The organism is Pseudomonas sp. MF6396, assembly GCF_002018915.1.
Classification (GTDB): Bacteria; Pseudomonadota; Gammaproteobacteria; order Pseudomonadales; family Pseudomonadaceae; genus Aquipseudomonas; species Aquipseudomonas palmensis.
Map to the genome: position 1 here is coordinate 141,817 of NZ_MVOK01000003.1, position 19,250 is coordinate 161,066.

Annotated in this window: 14 protein-coding genes; all 14 read right to left on the reverse strand. The window is 54.0% G+C overall.

Annotated features, from left to right (window positions below):
* Window positions 1-26: 26 nt before the first annotated feature.
* Window positions 27-794: a WecB/TagA/CpsF family glycosyltransferase gene (locus MF6396_RS04025; protein ID WP_078479764.1), complete on the reverse strand. Its 768-nt coding sequence runs from the start codon at window positions 792-794 to the stop codon at window positions 27-29.
* Complete coding sequence (locus MF6396_RS04030; protein ID WP_078479765.1) at window positions 787-1,902, reverse strand: glycosyltransferase family 4 protein; 1,116 nt, start codon at window positions 1,900-1,902, stop codon at window positions 787-789. The genes MF6396_RS04025 and MF6396_RS04030 overlap by 8 nt, the downstream gene beginning before the upstream one ends.
* Window positions 1,903-2,091: 189 nt before the next feature.
* On the reverse strand, window positions 2,092-4,347 hold the full coding sequence (locus tag MF6396_RS04035; protein ID WP_078479766.1) for a radical SAM protein: 2,256 nt from the start codon (window positions 4,345-4,347) through the stop codon (window positions 2,092-2,094).
* Window positions 4,335-5,486 (reverse strand): hypothetical protein, encoded by a 1,152-nt coding sequence (locus tag MF6396_RS04040; protein WP_078479767.1) that lies wholly within the window; start codon window positions 5,484-5,486, stop codon window positions 4,335-4,337. The genes MF6396_RS04035 and MF6396_RS04040 overlap by 13 nt, the downstream gene beginning before the upstream one ends.
* A gap of 131 nt (window positions 5,487-5,617) precedes the next feature.
* A complete protein-coding gene (locus tag MF6396_RS04045) occupies window positions 5,618-6,787 on the reverse strand; it encodes an O-antigen ligase family protein (RefSeq protein WP_078479768.1) in 1,170 nt (389 codons plus the stop codon).
* Window positions 6,788-7,312: 525 nt separating this feature from the next.
* Window positions 7,313-8,734 carry a Wzz/FepE/Etk N-terminal domain-containing protein gene (locus tag MF6396_RS04050; protein ID WP_238596411.1) on the reverse strand — a complete coding sequence of 474 codons (1,422 nt, stop codon included), beginning with the start codon at window positions 8,732-8,734 and terminating at the stop codon, window positions 7,313-7,315.
* A 107-nt stretch (window positions 8,735-8,841) separates the two neighbouring features.
* On the reverse strand, window positions 8,842-9,888 hold the full coding sequence (locus tag MF6396_RS04055) for an LPS O-antigen chain length determinant protein WzzB (protein ID WP_078479770.1): 1,047 nt from the start codon (window positions 9,886-9,888) through the stop codon (window positions 8,842-8,844).
* Between the two features lie 1,446 nt (window positions 9,889-11,334).
* Window positions 11,335-11,577 (reverse strand): lipopolysaccharide assembly protein LapA domain-containing protein, encoded by a 243-nt coding sequence (locus tag MF6396_RS04065; RefSeq protein ID WP_078479771.1) that lies wholly within the window; start codon window positions 11,575-11,577, stop codon window positions 11,335-11,337.
* A gap of 24 nt (window positions 11,578-11,601) precedes the next feature.
* On the reverse strand, window positions 11,602-11,895 hold the full coding sequence (gene ihfB / locus MF6396_RS04070; RefSeq protein WP_043862681.1) for an integration host factor subunit beta: 294 nt from the start codon (window positions 11,893-11,895) through the stop codon (window positions 11,602-11,604).
* A gap of 316 nt (window positions 11,896-12,211) precedes the next feature.
* Window positions 12,212-13,888 carry a 30S ribosomal protein S1 gene (rpsA, locus tag MF6396_RS04075; protein ID WP_043862680.1) on the reverse strand — a complete coding sequence of 559 codons (1,677 nt, stop codon included), beginning with the start codon at window positions 13,886-13,888 and terminating at the stop codon, window positions 12,212-12,214.
* Window positions 13,889-14,012: 124 nt separating this feature from the next.
* Window positions 14,013-14,699 (reverse strand): (d)CMP kinase, encoded by a 687-nt coding sequence (cmk, locus tag MF6396_RS04080; RefSeq protein WP_078479772.1) that lies wholly within the window; start codon window positions 14,697-14,699, stop codon window positions 14,013-14,015.
* The gene (locus MF6396_RS04085; RefSeq protein WP_078479773.1) at window positions 14,696-16,933 is read right to left on the reverse strand and encodes a bifunctional prephenate dehydrogenase/3-phosphoshikimate 1-carboxyvinyltransferase; all 2,238 of its coding nucleotides are present in this window, start codon (window positions 16,931-16,933) and stop codon (window positions 14,696-14,698) included. The genes cmk and MF6396_RS04085 overlap by 4 nt, the downstream gene beginning before the upstream one ends.
* Window positions 16,934-16,973: 40 nt before the next feature.
* Complete coding sequence (gene pheA / locus MF6396_RS04090; RefSeq protein WP_043862677.1) at window positions 16,974-18,068, reverse strand: prephenate dehydratase; 1,095 nt, start codon at window positions 18,066-18,068, stop codon at window positions 16,974-16,976.
* Window positions 18,068-19,153 carry a 3-phosphoserine/phosphohydroxythreonine transaminase gene (gene serC, locus MF6396_RS04095; RefSeq protein ID WP_043862751.1) on the reverse strand — a complete coding sequence of 362 codons (1,086 nt, stop codon included), beginning with the start codon at window positions 19,151-19,153 and terminating at the stop codon, window positions 18,068-18,070. Before serC ends, pheA begins: the two co-directional genes overlap by 1 nt.
* Between the last annotated feature and the right edge of the window lie 97 nt (window positions 19,154-19,250).

A 19,250-nucleotide genomic window follows, 5' to 3' on the forward strand; every position in this document is an offset into this window, starting at 1 on the left:
ATCAAAAATTCTATTAAGAGTGTGCTTTACTTCTTCAATAGCTGACGGACTGCGTAATAGATAAACCAGCTATTTGTCGACAGATAACGCTTAAATAAACGTTTTGGCTCACTACTAAGACGGTGTAGCCACTCCAACCCCGAATGCTGCATCCACAGCGGCGCGCGCTTTATGACCCCTGCGTGGTAATCAAATGCCGCCCCTACTCCAATCATCACGGCATTGACTCTGTCGCGATGCTCGGCCATCCACAGCTCCTGTTTGGGGCAGCCCAAGCTAACCCAAACAGTTTTCGCACCAGATGTGTTGATAGCCTCGACGATCTGTTCATCCTCCTGCGCTGTCAGCTGACGGAACGGCGGCGAATAAGCGCCCGCGATCACCAAGCCAGGCATGCGCTCAGGCAGCACCTTGGTAAGAATGTCCAACGTTGACTGTGCACCGCCGTACAAATAGACCGGTTCACCACACGTAGCCGCTTCAGACAGGTACTTCCACATTAAATCCGGACCATTGATGCGCGCCTGCCCCTCAACGCCTAACCGACGCATCAGCCAAGCCACCGGAGCGCCGTCGGGAGTGGCCAAGTCAGCGTTGCGCACGACGTCGCCAAACTCTCGATCTTGCGTGGCCGTTACCACGGAATGCACGTTGCAAATACAGACGTAATAGCCTTTCCCCGTCTGTGCCATTTCGGCAACACTATCGAGGACGCTGGGCCAGCTCAGTACATCAATAGGCACGCCAATGACAGAGCTTGTAGTACGTTGCCTGCATCCCAATTGTTCACTCATTGCGCGAAACCCTAATTGCCTGCGTATAGATGTCCATCAACATTGAATAGTTGGCGTCTTCAGTATAATTGCTTTCAAATGCCCGCCTGGCGCCTTTACCCAAACGCTCCAATAATGTCGGCGTCGACCAGGCCTCACGTACAACCTGCAGCAGTGACTGGGGGGTCGCGGGGCGGAATACCACGCCATTGTCGCCGTCTTGTACGATAGAAGCCAGCGGTCCTATATCCGATACGGCTGCTGGTGTACCAAACGCAAAGGCCTCTCGGATCACCATCGGGAAACCTTCGAACCACTCCGACGGTAAAATTTGTAGGCACGCATGGGCAATCTGATATTCGGCTTCCTGTGACGATACTTGCCCAAGAAATCGAATGGGCAGGCCACGTGCCATCAGCTCAAGCTCGGGTCTTAGCGCTCCGTCCCCCACAATACGAAGCTCAGGTGCCGAAGCCCCCCATTCCTGCCATGCCCGCAGCAGAGAAACGACCCCTTTTTCAGCCGTCAAGCGACCGACGAATACGACATAAGGCTGGCGCTGCTCCCACGATACAACCTTAGGATTACCCGGGTAAAAGTTGGGTTTCACGTGCACTTTTTCACGTGGCAACCCTGCCGTTATCATCAGCTCTTTTTGAAACTCCGACAGCGCAATGAATGCATCTACCTGATGTGTCCAGGTACCTAAAGCACGATGCAGTTCGACGTTTATTGCCATGGGAATCGTCGCGACACGGCTATTTCGATAGCATCCGTGAAGCAGAGACGGTAACGCCGAGTGCCTATCAATGCACTCTGTACATACACGCCCCTCGCGCATCGGTATCGCAGCCGGACAAAACAATCGATAGTTGTGCAAAGTAAGGACACGAGCAGCGCGTTTGCCTATCGCATGGAAGACAGCCGGGGACAGCAAAGGAAAGGTATTGTGAACGTGCACAATATCAGGCTTGAAGGAATTAACAGCACTGCAAATGTCACGCTTTATACCAAGGCTCCAAGGTGTACCCAGTGCGGCCTTGACTACGCCAATCTTACCCTGTGCTGTAATTGCATCACTGTGCTTAGTAAAAAGTCGCACATCATCACCCCGACTAGCTAACAACATTTTCTCAGCCTCGAAAACCTGGTTTTCGCCCGAGGGAGTTGCTGAACTGTAGAAGTTATGCGTTAGAAGAACTCGCAACGTGCTGGCCCCTTATTAATTTTTCGCAAATAAAAATGGTGATAGCGATGCCTGACTGCGTAAAAAACACTCAGCAGGCATCGTATACCACCACCTACAGCACAACCTTAACTAAACCTCACCCAGCCATCCGCGAATTGTGGGTTCATCCAACTCGCTCACATTGCTCACGTTGGTGCTGCCAAGGCTGTCAAATAGACCAGCCACCTTTCCGCGTCCACCTACCTGATAGTCAATCCCATAAACATCCAAACCACTCGACAAACCAAATATGCAGGCATGAAACCTCATCGCGAGTAAATGAGTACATTGACCCAGCATATCAAGCATGATCGGAACACCGGGCTCATACTCGACGACATAATAATCGCGACTTGGCAGGACACCCTTGACCACTTGGTAAAAGGAACTAAAGTCAGAAAAACCGTAAGTGTCTGGGTTGAACGGAATGAACACCACCGCCCACTCGGCGCCCAGTTGGTTGATCACAGAAGTCACGTTCCGGGTCATACTGTCCACTATGCGACCCACACTGCCTTCGCTACCTTTTGTAGCGTAAGCACTCCAAATAGGCCGTAAATTGACGAACAATACTTTCTCACGCCCGGCGATATAATCTTTCAGCGAAGAAAGCTCTGTTCTTTCACGAGCACTGTAATTGATCTGGGGAAGCATAAACCTGTAGTAGTGAAGGTAATCAAACGCAGGATCCTGATCAACCTTTAAAACTTCAATTTTATTGTAAAATGGCAAACTTTCAAAATTGCTCTTGCTACGCAATGTAATTTGCTTGGCAAGCAGCAACATCAAAGAAGCAAAATATTTGCTTACTGTTCTTTTGTACGGCCCTAGACCGACCCCCTCGACAACAAAAGGAATCTTTTTCCACGTAGCCAGAAGAGAGGCATAAAGATAGAAACTCAAATTAACAGGTATATCCATGATTGGCCCGCCTGCGTACACCAGACCATCGCTTTGACCCAATGCAGTTCGTAAACTGCTACGCGAAAGCTTTACCACGGAAAAATCCACGCCATCAATTTTCAACGACTGAACCCACTTTTGAGTTCGGTCGGGCCTGAAGCTGAGAATGAAAAACTTTTGAGTCTGAAATTGTTTTTTCAGCCTCAATATCACACCACCAAGAATAGCGGCATCACCAACGTGCTCCCCACCGTAGGCACCCATAATGGTGACTACCGGCATCGCGTCCAGCGCTAAACCTTTAGGTGCTTTGATTTTTCTCAGCAGTGCAAAGGGGGCAATGGCCACAGCATTAAGAAGATTATCCGCCAACCGCAAAACCTTCCTAACAACAACGGTACCTTTCCACTGATTAATTTTATAGGCGAGGATAGAAAAGGGGCTCCAGGCACCGCTTTGATCATGGATACAGCTATCACAGTATTTATTTTTTGTAACTTCTCTAGCGACTTCAATCCCCTTCTCCGAAATACTGAAGTCGGATGCTCGCAGATCCTCAACTACTGCCGTTTTAGCAACCGAACAGGGGTAGAGCGCCAATTTCGATGTTAGCAACATGCCTTGATCTTTAAAGTAGCAGGGCATGGCTCTTGCGCCACCACCGGATGAAAGCCATCGCTGCATCCGACTATAGTAAAGCTTCCTCGACAGCGACCTGGTTTGAGCTAGCAATTCGCCAGAAGAAAAGAAGTCCGCGACAAAGGAGCGCTCTTCATTATCAATGAATACTTCAGAGCGATCAGCATTGTAGAGACGCTCAATATTTGTTGCTAATCTAAAGATTATTTCTATATTTTTATCACGCGCATAATCCAATGCAAGTTGCATCGAATAAACGTTCATTGTTGAGATCGTGTACTGAAGCTGAAGCTTCACATTCAACGCTTGTGCTATCTCGATAGTTTTAGTGGCCTTTGAAAATGCACCACTGATGCCTCTAATCAGGTCATGACGCTCACCGTACCCATCAATGGATATGTTCAAACTAAACGAAATACCTCTGCGCTGAACAATCTCCTTAATCAAGGGAAGAAATCGTCTCCATCGCGAGTTACTGTAGCCGTGCGAAGTAATAGAAAGTGTTTCGAGTAATGGGAGAGCATCTACGATAGCACCGACACACCTGACGAGGTCTTTGCGTAACGTCGGCTCACCGCCTGATATCCCTAGATGCTTAACTTTCGAAAACCTTGAATGAGACAACACCTTTGTTATCTCTTCCGGGCTTATTTCGTCCACAATATTGTTCTTCCAGATGTTACACATCGTGCATCTGGAATTACAGTTGTCCGTGATAGGAAAATTAACGACCCTTACATCCCGATTCAAACCAGCATAATCCTTCAGGTATTCTAAAACCTTCAAAACTTTCAACGGGTCCACCTCGAAATTCTTTTATCGTTAACAAAAAATATATATAGGAAGAGCGCACTCAGCGCATAGGCAGCAGCCATTGAGACCAAACTATCGGTCACACCAACGCCACCCTCACCAAAGCTATAGAAGCCAAACAGAAATGATAATTTCACTGCGACCGCGACCGCCAAAGATGCGATAACACTGGCTTGCTTTCCCAGCACACGTAAATTTGACTGCAGTAAAGAAATCACAATCATTGCGAATACGATTAGCGCGAAAGCAGCCCACATGAAAATCCCCTCAGATGTACCATGCAACAATGTACCATAAAGGATAGCAGCCACCGGGGTGACAATCAGGGTAATGGTCAAAGGCGCAACCCATACTTCGAGATAAGTCACTTTATAGCCCCCCCCCTTTGAAAATACGAAATTAATCATCGCACCAGATATCTGCTGTATTGGCGACAATAGCATTAGCAGTTTTCGTACCTCCACAATCGCAGCAGGGCTTCCCAGGCTTGCAAGAAACAGGTAGATGCCGTTTGATGGAAACCATAGCAACGGCACAAGCATGACTGATTTGGCCAACGCTGGTGGGTCAGCAAATATACTGAAAACATTATCCTTGAACGATTCATTTTTTTTCTTGATCGTGAGTAGTGACAAGTAAATGAGCGCCATGCAGTTAACCAGACAAACCAGCATCAACACGTCAACATAGACATTACACACGTATGCACTTAACGATGCGAGCGTCCCGACCACCAACGTTGCAGCGACGGAATATTTAACGCGCTTACTATCAAGGACACAAACACGCCTAATGACCCATAGCACACTGCTCGTAAACATGACCATGGCAAGCCAAAATCCACCTGCATAGGTGAACCACAATAAAAAATACAGAACCACACTGGCTATAAACAGCAACATACAAAGCACAAAAAAATCATTCGCGCTAAATAAGCGATCACTGGCAAACAGCAAGCGCTCCACCTTAATAGCGAAACCGAAATTCAATAAAAACGCTGCCGCTGAGATCATGATCGCGTACTGAGCAACATCATCTACATCAAATCTATAATCAAGAACGATAAATACAATAAAATTGACCGCCGAAAATAAAAATTGATCAACTATATACAGAATCTTTTCTTTCATTTTTTGACCACGAGAACAAAGCAAGAGAAAAGAACCAAAATGTCAGCACCGTATAAACGCCTCCAAATATAGTCATTGTTACACAACCAAGAATCAACGGTAAAGACAGAGCGGCAAGGTAGATATCTGGACTATTCTGCCTGCAGGCGAGATTCCTTAGAATAAGCTTCACTGCCTTGTAGAAAACAACAGACATCAGCAGAAGTGAAAGCACACCACCGGAAAGAAAGCTTTCGATTAGCGCATTGTGAGTATGCGGGGGGCAGCCAATAACTCTGAGTGAAATTGAGTCTGTAATACTCTTTGACACCCTCAACAAAACCGACACCTAGATACCAATGATCTAACGCGCCTTGCAGACCGACCTCCGCGACAACGCTTCGATTATTAAGCGTCAGAAGGTCATACAGCGGCCGCTCACCCTTCCCAATCAATGGCAATAAACGCTCAACAAAAAACTCATAGAAAAGTAATAATAAAGGGATGACAAATATCATACAAACCGCGCAAAGCAACGCTCTATCCATGACATTAAAGTTTAATAAAACCCATAGACAAATGGCAATTGCAACGGAAAACTGGGCCGTTCTGCTTCCTGTAAAATACAATGCCACGCCAAAAAACAAGCAACACATTAGAATCAAAAACTTTTTCAGCGTGGTGCGAGCCCTGCCCATCAAGTAGAGACTGGACAACATTCCAGAGGCGAATACCATCCCGATAAAATTTGGGCTGTATGCGTTTCCTCCAAGGCGAAAACGACCTTGCGTTTCCAAGGCATAAAAGTGATTCGGGGAAATGACTAGTCCGATGGCTATCATTATCACGATAGCAACGGCTGCCATTTGCACCCAACCAGCGAAAACTCTAACCGCCGCGTCCCGACCTTCAAGCCTGATTGTTTTATCAACTATATCTAATGCAAACAAAAGCAAAATATATTCGCACAACCGATAGAAACCTGTGACTCCAACGCCGTTCACTACGAGGCTCAACGTCAGAATAATCATGTAACAGAACAAAAGCTTCATGAGAGGAGACGGATGAGCAAACACTCGGCGAAACAATCTAGGCTTCAACAAACATACCGTAAGAATGCAAAATAAAAACCAAGCGACTCTGACCACCTTGTCAAGCGTGTTGTCAATCCCGGTGTCCAGGCCTGTCTTATCAACAACTGATAAATTGAAAGGCGTCAGCGAAATGAGAAGCACTATTAGTGTATCGACTTTCAGCTTCCATCCAGCAGTGCTGCTTTCCAGTTTTTTATCTAGATTCTCATCCACCGCACTGTCACTCACCTAGTAAATCAATCCACTGTCGTTCAACACCACGAAACGGAACAAGCAATCCAGTTTCCTAATGATTAATCGATGAAAAGTACGCCACACTGCAGGGCGTTCAAATTTTCTCCCCTGCTCCGCACCTTGGCTACTTGAGCACGCCTCTGACACTGCTCCAGAAAGCCAGTGAGCGTCACCCAGCGGCTCATCCGTCCGTTCTCCACTCGCCCATAACAAGAGGAGTGTTAACAACGGCCCAATTCCCTCCCGAGGTATACATGGCAGAACGTACCCTGGTTACTTGATCATTTGGTCGTCAAACCTAGCCAGTATGCCAACGAACGAAGCGGAAGGTGATGACTTGCTGGATACGCGGAGGACCACTGCAAAAATTCTACACCAGCTACTCGTGATGCCCTAGCCAAACAGTGTTGCCCAACGCTATCGCCATCATTATGGCATCACCTATAGAGACGGCAGTGCTAGTCTCAGCCATTGAAGCATTACAGGCTTGCGCCCTCGTCGCCTCAATGACGTTAATCTCTACAGTGCGGGTAAAGAGGAGCGAGCATCGGCAGCTACACTATGTGGCTTAGCGGCCGACTGCGTCTGACTGCCGCGGCGAGTATGGACGGCATTGCGTAGAATCGCGAGGAATAGACCTATACCCGCCCCCAGTATCAGCCCTAATGCTATCCATAAAAGTTTTTGGGGGGCGACCGGATTAACCGGTTCGACGGCAAATCGATCAATGCTCACCAAGCGTAACTGGCTCAGGTCCGTGGAAATATTTTCCAGTCGAATACGTTCAGCACGCAGGGGCTCTACCCCTTTCAGAAATATTTCTTCATTTTCACGCTTGCGCAACACTTCAACCTGCCGATTGCTGATCAACAGCGAAAGCTCTCTACGGATTTGCGCAATTCGTGGATCAGCAAAGTCATCTGACCGGCGCTTACGTAATACCTGACGCTCCGCTTCAAGCGCATCGGTACCCATGAAGTAAAGTGGTATTTGCTGGTTGTTGACCTCAGTGCGAATTACATTGCCTGATGCTTCACTATCAGCCATAGATGATGGGGTCGACGGCTTCTTCAGTCCGAGCGAGCGCGCAATATTGATGGCTTCGTCAAGCACAGAAATTCGGTCTTCCCGGCGCTGCTTAAGTTGTACACGCAGCGCCTTAAGTTCATCTTGCAACAAGGCACGACTGAGGCTGTCGCTCTCTAGCAGCTCTGCGATATTGCTTTCTTTGGTAGCATCATAATCTGCGCGCGCTGCTACCAACTTGGCATCCACTTCCTTAAGCCGATTACCGATGATAATTTTCAAGTCATCTGACACTTGACGACGCTCGTTTTCGATTGCGTAGTTGACGAGTTCGTTCAATACGTCATGCCCGCGCACCCCTTCTGGATATCGCATTTGGAAACCGATATATGCACTGAGCAAGTCTGCTTTCTTTGGATCCGGCTGTACCAACTTTAATGCATTGCGATTAAAGTCTTCAAATGCCTGCTCTGCGGTATATCCTGGTCGGGTGAACGCAGCCTGCAAATCGGGGTTAGATCGAAAATAACCAAGACGTGTTTCGTACGAGTCGAGCGCCGCTCCGACACGAATCAATGCGGTGCTTGGAGGCAAAGAGTAAATTTCAGAACGGTTCAGTGCGTCCAACTCATTCAGCGCAGCAGGACGCAATATAGTACTGACTTCATACTCAGGCGTGACGGTATAAGCGAACAGCGCTCCAATCACGCCAAAGAATAGTGAGCAGATCACAATGAGCTTTCTTTGGCGCCATACCGCTTGCAACAGGGTCAGAATATCAAATTCGTCGCTAGTCACTACTGAGGGGATACGAGAAATACTTGCCAAACGAAGGTCCGCCTGAATAAAAAGAGACATTCGCCCAGAAACAGGCACGCAACTCTTCGCTATCGACACCTTCGCCGAACTAAGCACTCGAAATCATCCCTGTCGCTAAGCGACGAGAGTATTGTGCCAGCTAACTGCGCACGTTGCCACCTGACAGTCGGCAATCAGGAATGATTTACATTAGCGGTTGCTTGTCATTTTTTTGGGGTGCTCGACCAGACGCGACGGAAAAGCGCCAATGTGATTCCTAGCCCAGCACCTGCCAACACGCCTAAAAACACGACAATAAATCTTTTGGGTTTGATGGGGCTATCAGGTAAATCGAGTGCGCCGTCCTGGCGGTACACCCCCACTACGCTAGGGTCGACTTCCAGAGAGCGATAGAACGATTCCTGAGATTGCTGCTCACGGAGGTTGCTGATAAAAGGGTCATCCGAGCCACGCTTCTGCAGATTCTCAATTTCAGCCTGTAGTGCTTTACTGCCTCGCATGTAGGTCAGGGCCCCATCCATCCCGGCGGAGACCTCAGTTGAGAGGTTCCCAGAAATGATGGGCGGTCGTTCCAGGTTAATCGATTTGGCAATCGTCAACGCTTCCTCCAGTTGCGCAATCTGGTCGTCGCGTAGTCTCTTCGCATTTTCCCTCGCCGTTGTTATCTGACGCTCAAGGTTGTTCGCTTTGACTGAAGCATCTGCCTTGAGATCCTTTAGGATTTCGAGCTTTGCTCGATACCCTGCCATTTCCCCATATTGCACCGCCCAGCTAACAGCTAGATTTGGGTCTGGCATATTGACAGTAATAGCGAAACGCGTCGGAATTTCCTTGTTCGCAATAGTCACTTTCAGCACTTTGCTCAGATCCTCATACAGCTCATCTTGGGAGCCTAGGCGCTCTTGAGCGCTCAGTGCCGGCAGGTAGACGTCCTGAAAAAACCTACGACGCAACGACTCCGACTGCAAATTACGTACATACACATCATAGACGTCCTTCACCGTCAGCATTCCCAGCTCGGAATCTCCCCCACGTCCGTAATTCAGATGCGCAATGTCATTCTGCGATGGCGGCTGCACGAACACCTTGGCCTCGTACACCGGCGTCGCCAGCAGCGCATAAGCTACAGCCGCCCCACCGACAACCAATGTCGTCAGAATGATGAGCAGCTTTTGTTGCCAGAGCCCACGGATCAGCTCAATCAAGTCGATCTCGTCATCTCTTACGACACGTTCACGGTGGTTGGACATTTATTATGTAATTCCTTAAACCCAAATTTTCGTTTGAGACCGGTGCAAGCTAAAAAGCAAGTCGTGAAAGCCTGATATCAATTGCACATCAACTTGGTTTATTTCGTTACCAAACCATAGCTTAGTGCCGTTTATCAAACCTGCACGCCCATCTGACGTATTTTCGTACGCAGCCAGCCCGATGCGGCACATCGAAATACGAGCGCGCAATCAGCCAAGAAGTTCCCTTCAACTCCTCGTCAAGTTCTCACCTACTACAACCTCGACCACCCCGCACTCATGCTATCAAAGTCTTGCAAAAAGCCTGCTCTGCGCGTGTACCCCCACGCACCAACCGAACCTGCTCAGGCCACACCTACATGCCCGTAACAAACTCGACCAACCCTGCATGCACGGAATATCCACTCAGGGTCGCCACCTTCGCCCTTTGTTTCATGCATTTCGCAATCCAGATTTACCGTTACGACACCTTGCGCATCTTCGCTGGCTTGAATCAACGCCTCTGGTTCACCCTTGCCCTGATACCCCAAAAAAACTCCTAGTGCCGCGAATCGCCAAGCATAGCTTTGAGGTAATTCACGATGTGCTCACCCTTACATATGCTATTGCCCAAGGCAGGCCCGTGATGGCCAGGTGGCTCGCACCCTGACATGCTTCGATCGTGATCAACTGACGAGAATGCAAGGGCCGCCTGCCCTACTCCAGTTGCTGGCCACGCATCGTCACCCCAGAATTCATTGAGCTCGCGATAATCCTAGGTAAAGAAGCTGGCTAGTGGCGACTCGAGATTGATCGGTAACTGCGGCCAATCTACCGCCTGCCGGTTACAGCGCAGTCGCTCATCTGCACTCAATGACCTAGATGCAGGACGACCTCGATCTCGTACAGCTGCTTCTGGGTGCGCTCTGCACTGAGAGCTGGTATGAGCAAAGTGCCGTGCCCACCATAGCCCGTTCGATCATGCGTTCAATGCGCTGACTGCGCGCTCCACATCGCGCTTGACCGAGGCAGCACCAAAGACCAACGCATCCTCTGGGACCAACGGCAGCAACTTTGCGGTAGGGTGGTTGAAATTAATCGGGCAACTGAAACCCGCAGACAGCAAATCCGGAGTACGGCCTACATTATCGAGGTGATTGCGAGTAAGCAGCGGCGCCTTAATGCCACCTATAGGAAGGTCAATGCATGCAGCTTCCGCCTGGAACAGGCTGCAGTCGATCAATATGCTGCAGTTGGCGTTTAGGTGCAGTTGATGGCAAGAGCCTGTGGCACCTTGAGTGGCGCCGTGTTCGGTGGCTGTAGGATGTATCATTAGGGCACGTTGTCCGGTGTGTTTTATGGAGGGCCATTACTCCATAAAACACGGGCACTGCCCCGTGGGCAATTCAGTCAGTAGCTGTAGGAAGGCTCCACTTTGGATAATAGATGGATGCACGCGGGCCCGATTTACTGACCACTGCGTCGCATGCGACCTCTGGCACGCACTGCAACATATGCCCCCATCACCGGCCCAACCAGCAACCCACCCACCAAGGCAACCAGCACCACAACCGACAACGGCAACGCCGGCGCAGCCCACCCAAACAGCACCAATGCCACCGACTGCTGGTTCTCCAGCACAAACAGCAGCACCACCGCCGCAACGGCCAGCACTACCAGCGCCAGCACTACACGCTTGAGGTTACGCATGACTTGCTCCTTGCTTCGAGGCCATCATGCGCCCTCCTCCTCATCGTTGACCCGATCACGCAACTCTTTACCGGGCTTGAAATGCGGCACGAACTTGCCGTCCAGACTCACCGACTGCCCCGTCTTCGGGTTACGACCCAGGCGCGGCGCCCGGTAATGCAGCGAGAAGCTGCCAAAGCCGCGGATCTCGATTCGATCCCCTGTAGCCAGGCACTGGGACATCTGCTCAAGCATGGTCTTGATGGCCAGCTCCACATCCTTCGATGAAAGCAGCCCTTGATGGGTGACAATACGTTCGATCAGCTCCGACTTCGTCATATTTTTCCCTTCTTTATCAAGCAGCTAGATCATTGCTTACTCTGTTTGTAGCACGCCCTAGCTGATTTGAACAGGGTGGTTCTTGACTTAATAAAATTTTCAAGATTTGCGCACAAGGGTGACAAGTGAGTGCCGCTGCCCGCAGGTGAGGCGGGCCAAGGGATTGGCGCATTTGCTTCGCCCTGACATGGACGAATGCGCCCTGGCGGAACACAGGAAGGCATGGGACCCCCTGCAGACTCATCGGCAAACAGGCATGAATCGCAGGCACAAAAAAGGGCGACCGAAGTCGCCCTTTTTAATGATCAAGCAGAACTCAGTTCTGTTTGGCCATTGCTTCGCGCAGCAGTGCAGCCATGGTGGTATCGGCGGCAGCTTCCGGAGCGGCTTTCAGGCTCTGGATTGCTTCTTTCTCTTCAGCATCGTCTTTCGACTTGATGGAGAGGTTGATTACGCGGCTCTTGCGGTCAACGCTGATGATCTTGGCTTCAACTTCTTCGCCTTCCTTCAGGACGTTACGCGCGTCTTCAACGCGGTCACGGCTGATTTCGGAAGCTTTCAGAGTGGCTTCGATATCGTCGGCCAGGGTGATGATAGCGCCCTTGGCGTCAACTTCTTTAACGATACCTTTTACGATAGCGCCTTTGTCGTTGACAGCAACGTAGTTGGAGAACGGATCGTCTTCCAGCTGCTTGATACCCAGGGAGATACGCTCGCGCTCTGGGTCAACCGACAGGATGACGGTGTCCAGCTCGTCGCCCTTCTTGAAGCGACGCACGGCTTCTTCGCCCACTTCGTTCCAGGAGATGTCGGACAGGTGAACCAGACCGTCGATGCCGCCGTCCAGACCAATGAAGATACCGAAATCGGTGATCGACTTGATGGTGCCGGAGATCTTGTCGCCCTTGTTGAACTGGCCAGAGAAGTCTTCCCATGGGTTCGACTTGCACTGCTTGATGCCCAGGGAGATACGACGACGCTCTTCGTCGATGTCCAGAACCATGACTTCCACTTCGTCGCCGACTTGTACGACTTTCGAAGGGTGGATGTTCTTGTTGGTCCAGTCCATTTCGGAAACGTGTACCAGGCCTTCCACGCCTTCTTCCAGCTCTGCGAAGCAGCCGTAGTCGGTCAGGTTGGTGACGCGCGCCATGACGCGGGTGCTTTCTGGGTAACGTGCCTTGATAGCAACCCATGGGTCTTCGCCCAGTTGCTTCAGGCCCAGCGAAACGCGGTTACGCTCACGATCGTACTTCAGTACCTTGACGTCGATCTCGTCGCCAACGTTGACGATTTCCGACGGGTGCTTGATACGCTTCCAGGCCATGTCGGTGATGTGCAGCAGGCCATCAACGCCGCCCAGGTCAACGAATGCGCCGTAGTCGGTGAGGTTCTTGACGATACCTTTGACTTGCTGGCCTTCCTGCAGCGATTCCAGCAGAGCTTCGCGCTCGGCGCTGTTTTCGGCTTCCAGGACACTGCGACGGGAAACGACAACGTTGTTGCGCTTCTGGTCCAGCTTGATGACCTTGAATTCCAGCTCTTTGCCTTCGAGGTGGGTGGTGTCGCGCACTGGGCGGACATCAACCAGGGAGCCCGGCAGGAACGCACGGATACCGTTAACGTCGACAGTGAAGCCGCCTTTAACCTTACCGTTGATAACGCCCTTGACCACTTCTTCGGCGGCGAAAGCTGCTTCCAGAACAATCCAGCACTCGGCGCGCTTGGCTTTTTCACGGGACAGCTTGGTTTCGCCAAAGCCGTCTTCGACCGCGTCCAGCGCAACGTGAACTTCGTCACCGACCTTGATGGTCAGCTCGCCAGCTTCGTTGTAGAACTGCTCGAGCGGGATGACGCCCTCGGACTTCAGACCGGCGTGGACAGTAACCCAGTCACCGTCGATATCGACAACGATACCGGTGATGATCGCACCTGGTTGAAGGTTGAGGGTTTTCAGGCTTTCTTCAAAGAGTTCTGCAAAGCTTTCGCTCATTTTAATTCCTGTAGATTAGGGCGAGACATACGCCCATCAGCCACATTCCAGACAATGTGGGTTTCGTTCATATAAAGGGAAAGCCTGCAGGACGTTGACTGGTGCCCCTGCATGCCGCCCTGTATCAGGCGATATCGCGAAGTGCGATCTCGCTTCTGATGCGTTGCAACACCTGTTCGATGGACAATTCCGTGGAATCCAGCTGGATTGCATCGGCCGCCGGCTTGAGCGGGGCCACTGCGCGCTGGGTGTCGCGCTCATCACGCGCACGTATCTCATCTAGCAGACTCGACAGACTAACATCATCGCCCTTGCCCTTCAACTGCAAGTAACGACGACGCGCCCGCTCCTCGGCGCTGGCCGTGAGGAAAATCTTCAAGGGCGCGCCTGGAAATACCACCGTCCCCATGTCGCGCCCATCGGCGATCAGGCCGGGAGACTCCTGAAACGCCCGCTGGCGCTGCAGCAGCGCATCACGCACCGCCGGCAGCGAAGCCACCATCGATGCGCCAGCGCCCACGGTTTCGGTACGGATCACATTGCTCACATCATCCCCCTCGAGGATGATCTGCTGCAACTTGCCCGGCTCGGCGGCGATGAATTGCACGTCCAGATGGGCGGCCAGCTTGACCAGCAGTTCTTCATTGGTCAGGTCGACACCGTGGTTGCCGGCGGCGAATGCCAGGAGGCGGTACAGAGCACCGGAATCCAGCAGCTTCCAGCCCAGCTCGCGGGCCAGCATGCCGGCAACGGTACCCTTGCCAGAACCGCTAGGCCCGTCGATGGTGATGACCGGTGCCAGCGCGTTCACGACTTGCCCTCTTCAGCTACGCGGATGCCGACTTCGGCACACAGCGCGAGGAAGTTGGGGAACGAGGTGGCGACGTTGGCACAGTCATGGATGCGAATCGGCGCGCAAGCGCGCAGCGAGGCGACACTGAAGGCCATGGAGATACGGTGGTCGCCATGCCCATGCACTTCGCCACCACCGATGCTGCCGCCGTCGATGATGATGCCGTCCGGGGTAGGTTCGCACTTCACGCCCAGCGCCAGCAGGCCGTCGGCCATGACCTGGATGCGATCCGACTCCTTCACCCGCAGCTCTTCGGCGCCGCGCAGCACGGTACGCCCTTCGGCACAGGCCGCAGCCACGAACAGCACCGGGAACTCGTCGATCGCCAGGGGCACCAGGTGCTCCGGAATCTCGATACCCTTGAGCCTGGCGCCGCGCACTCGCAGGTCGGCTACCGGCTCGCCGCCGACTTCACGCTGGTTTTCCAGGGTGATATCGCCGCCCATCAGTTGCAGAATGTCGATGACACCGGTGCGGGTCGGGTTGATGCCGACGTGCTCCAGTACCAACTCCGAACCCTCGGCAATCGAGGCCGCGACCAGGAAGAAGGCCGCCGAGGAGATATCGGCCGGCACCTCGATGTGGGTGGCGGTCAGCTTGCCACCGGACTCCAGCGAGGCGGTAGGGCCATCGACGCTCACGCTGTAGCCAAAACCGCGCAGCATGCGCTCGGTATGGTCACGGGTAGGCGCAGGCTCGGTGACGGTAGTCTTGCCCTGGGCATACAGGCCGGCCAGCAACAGGCAGGATTTGACCTGGGCACTGGCCATCGGCAGTTTGTAATCCAGCGCCTTGAGCGTATGGCCACCGCGGATGGTCATCGGCGGACGGCCCTCGGCGGCGCTCTCGATGACCGCACCCATTTCGCGCAGCGGGTTGGCCACACGGTTCATCGGGCGCTTGGACAGCGAAGCATCGCCGGTCAGCACGGTGTCGAACGGCTGCGCGGCCAGCAGGCCGGACAGCAGGCGCATCGAGGTACCCGAATTGCCCAGGTAGATCGGGCCAGGCGGCGGCTTGAGGCCATTGAGCCCCACCCCGTGAATGGTCACGCGACCATGGTGCGGGCCTTCGATGACCACGCCCATGTCGCGGAACGCCTGCAGGGTCGCCAGCGCATCCTCACCCTCGAGGAAGCCTTCCACCTCGGTGGTGCCTTCGGCCAGGGAGCCGAGCATGATCGAGCGGTGAGAAATCGATTTGTCGCCTGGTACGCGAATACGGCCGGACAGGCGGCCACCAGGTTGTGCCAGGAAAATCAGGTCGTTGGAGTTCATAGCGTCCACATAGGCCCGACGGGCCAGGATTTTACTGAAATGCTCGCGGGCAACCCGGGCGCGGGTGAAAACGCCCAGCAGCTGGTGCCCATCCCCTGCATCGACCGCGTCGCGCAAGGCGTCGAGGTCGCTGCGAAATGTATCCAGTGTGCGCAGGACAGCCTCGCGATTGGCGAGGAAGATGTCATGCCACATGACCGGGTCGCTTCCGGCGATTCTTGTGAAATCGCGGAACCCACCGGCAGCGTAACGGAAGATATCGAGGTTTTCATTGCGCTTGGCCAGCGAATCGACCAGGCCGAAAGCCAGCAGATGCGGCAGATGACTGGTTGCCGCCAGCACTTCGTCGTGGCGCTCCACCTGCATGTGCTCGACATCGGCATCCAGTGCACGCCACAGGCGATCGACCAGCGCCAGGGCGGCCGGGTCGGTTTCTGCCAGCGGCGTGAGAATCACCTTGTGACGACGGAACAGGGCGGCATTGGAGGCCTCCACCCCACTCTGCTCGGAGCCCGCGATCGGATGGCCAGGTACGAAACGCGGCAGTTTCTCGGCAAAGGCTTCGCGCGCAGCACGCACCACGTTGCCCTTGGCGCTGCCCACATCAGTCAGCACCGCCGCACCCAGGTCAAGCTGCGCCAGGCGCGCCAGGAGCTTTTCCATGGCCAGGATCGGCACCGCCAGCTGGATCACGTCAGCCCCGACACAGGCCGCAGCCAGGTCCTCTTCACAACGGTCGACCACACCCAGCTCGACCGCCAGCTTGCGCGACTGCGGGTCCAGGTCGACACCGACCACCTCGCGGCACAGGCCACTTTCGCGCAGGCCCTTGGCGAACGAGCCGCCAATCAGGCCCAGGCCCACCACCACCAGCCGGCCAATGACGGGCCCGCCTTGCTTTACGACTTCAACCACGGAGCAGGACCCTGTTCAGAACATCACGCATTGGCATACCTCAGAGCACCGCCTTCGGATACGAGCCCAGTACCTTCAGGGCCACCGCCTCCTGGCTGATCTGCTCCAGCACCGCCTTGATCAACGGGTCACGATGGTGGCCGACGAAGTCGATGAAGAACACGTAGGTCCACTTGCCGCTGCGCGACGGACGGGTCTCGATGCGGGTCAGGTCGATGCCGTTCTCGTGGAACGGTACCAGCAGTTCGTGCAGCGCACCCGGCTTGTTGCTCATCGAAACGATGATCGAGGTCTTGTCATCACCGGTCGGTGGCACTTCCTGGTTGCCGATCATCAGGAAGCGCGTGGCATTGTCCGGACGGTCTTCGATTTTCTCCGCCAGGCGTGTCAGACCGTACAGGCCGGCCGCCATGTCACCGGCGATCGCCGCCGAATTCCACTCGCCCTTGACCCGCTTGGCAGCTTCGGCATTGCTCGATACCGCCACCCGCTCGACGTTCGGATAATGAGCATCCAGCCACTTGCGGCACTGGGCCAGCGACTGGGCGTGGGAGTAGATACGGCTGATGCTGTCGGTCTTGGTATTCTCGCCCACCAGCAGGTGGTGGTGAATGCGCAGCTCGACTTCGCCGCAGATCACCATGTCGTGCTCGAGGAAGCTGTCCAGGGTGTGGTTGACCGCACCTTCGGTGGAGTTTTCCACAGGCACCACGCCGAAATTGACCGCGCCGGCGACCACTTCGCGGAATACCTCGTCGATGGCCGCCATCGGCTTGCTGATCACGGCATGGCCGAAGTGCTTCATGGCCGCGGCCTGGGTAAAGGTGCCCTCAGGCCCCAGATAGGCGACCTTGAGCGGTTGCTCCAGCGCCAGGCACGACGACATGATTTCACGGAACAGCCGGGCCATTTCCTCGTTGCCCAGCGGGCCCTTGTTGCGCTCCATCACGCGCTTGAGCACCTGCGCCTCGCGCTCGGGCCGGTAGAACACCGGCACCTCGCCTTCCGCCAGGGTCGCGGTCTTGACCCGGGCGACTTCCTGGGCGCAGCGCGCACGGTCGCTGATCAACTCGAGGATCTTCTCGTCGAGGCTGTCGATGCGCACGCGCAGGGCCTTGAGCTCCTGTTCGGACATCAGGCGTGTTCCTTCTCGAATTCACCCATGTAGGCCACCAGTGCCTCCACGGCGTCCAGGCCCAGGGCGTTGTAGATCGAGGCGCGCATGCCGCCCACCGAACGGTGACCCTTGAGGTTGAGCAGGCCACGCTCGTCGGCGCCCGCCAGGAACGCCTTGTCCAGGCGCTCGTCGGCCAGGCGGAACGGCACGTTCATCCAGGAACGGGCATTGCTGCTGATCGGGTTGGTATAGAAGTCGCTCTTGTCGATGAAGCCGTACAGGCGGTCCTTCTTGGCGCGGTTGCGCTGCTCCATGGCAGCGACACCGCCCTGCTCCTTGAGCCACTCGAACACCAGGCCCGAGAGGTACCAGGAATAGGTTGCCGGGGTGTTGTACATCGAGCCGTTGTCGGCCGCGACCTTGTAGTCGAGCATGGTCGGGCAGCTGCTGCGGGCACGGCCCAGCAGGTCTTCACGCACGATCACCACCACCAGGCCGCTGGGGCCGATGTTCTTCTGCGCACCGGCGTAGATCAGACCGAACTGCGACACGTCGACCGGACGCGAGAGGATGTCCGAGGACATGTCCACCACCAGCGGCACGTCACCGGTCTGCGGCACCCAGTCGAACTCCAGACCACCGATGGTCTCGTTCGAGGCGTAATGCAGGTAGGCGGCGTCCTTGGTCAGGTTCCACTCGTTCTGACCCGGGATGGCCAGGTAATCGTAAGGCTTGGCGCTGGCGGCGACATTGATGTTGCCATAGCGACGCGCTTCCTCGATCGCCTTTTTCGACCAGATGCCGGTCTCGATGTAGTCGGCCGTACCGCCCTCGGGCAGCAGGTTCAACGGGATCTCGGCAAACTGCTGGCTGGCGCCGCCCTGCAGGAACAGCACCTTGTAGTTGGAGGGGATGGACATCAGGTCGCGCAGGTCCTGCTCGGCCTTCTCGGCAATGGCCACGTAGTCGTCGCTACGGTGGCTCATCTCCATGACCGACAGGCCTTTGCCGCGCCAGTTCAGCATTTCTGCCTGGGCACGCTGCAGCACAGCTTCAGGAAGCGCAGCAGGGCCTGCGCAGAAGTTAAAGGCTCGTTTGCTCACATCCACTCTCGCTCTGCTCTTGATGTCTGTGGGAGCAGACACCGCAGTGGCGGGCCTGCCCGCCCCCACAGCCGCTCCCATAGGTTGCGCTACTACA

Bases quoted from the DNA above. Each gene is read 5' to 3' on its own strand.
- MF6396_RS04030 (WP_078479765.1), bottom strand. From the start codon at position 1,902: ATGTTGTTAGCTAGTCGGGGTGATGATGTGCGACTTTTTACTAAGCAC.
- MF6396_RS04040 (WP_078479767.1), bottom strand. From the start codon at position 5,486: ATGAAAGAAAAGATTCTGTATATAGTTGATCAATTTTTATTTTCGGCG.
- MF6396_RS04055 (WP_078479770.1), bottom strand. From the start codon at position 9,888: ATGTCCAACCACCGTGAACGTGTCGTAAGAGATGACGAGATCGACTTG.
- ihfB (WP_043862681.1), bottom strand. From the start codon at position 11,895: ATGACGAAGTCGGAGCTGATCGAACGTATTGTCACCCATCAAGGGCTG.
- pheA (WP_043862677.1), bottom strand. From the start codon at position 18,068: ATGTCCGAACAGGAGCTCAAGGCCCTGCGCGTGCGCATCGACAGCCTC.
- MF6396_RS04065 (WP_078479771.1), bottom strand. From the start codon at position 11,577: ATGCGTAACCTCAAGCGTGTAGTGCTGGCGCTGGTAGTGCTGGCCGTT.
- rpsA (WP_043862680.1), bottom strand. From the start codon at position 13,888: ATGAGCGAAAGCTTTGCAGAACTCTTTGAAGAAAGCCTGAAAACCCTC.
- MF6396_RS04025 (WP_078479764.1), bottom strand. From the start codon at position 794: ATGAGTGAACAATTGGGATGCAGGCAACGTACTACAAGCTCTGTCATT.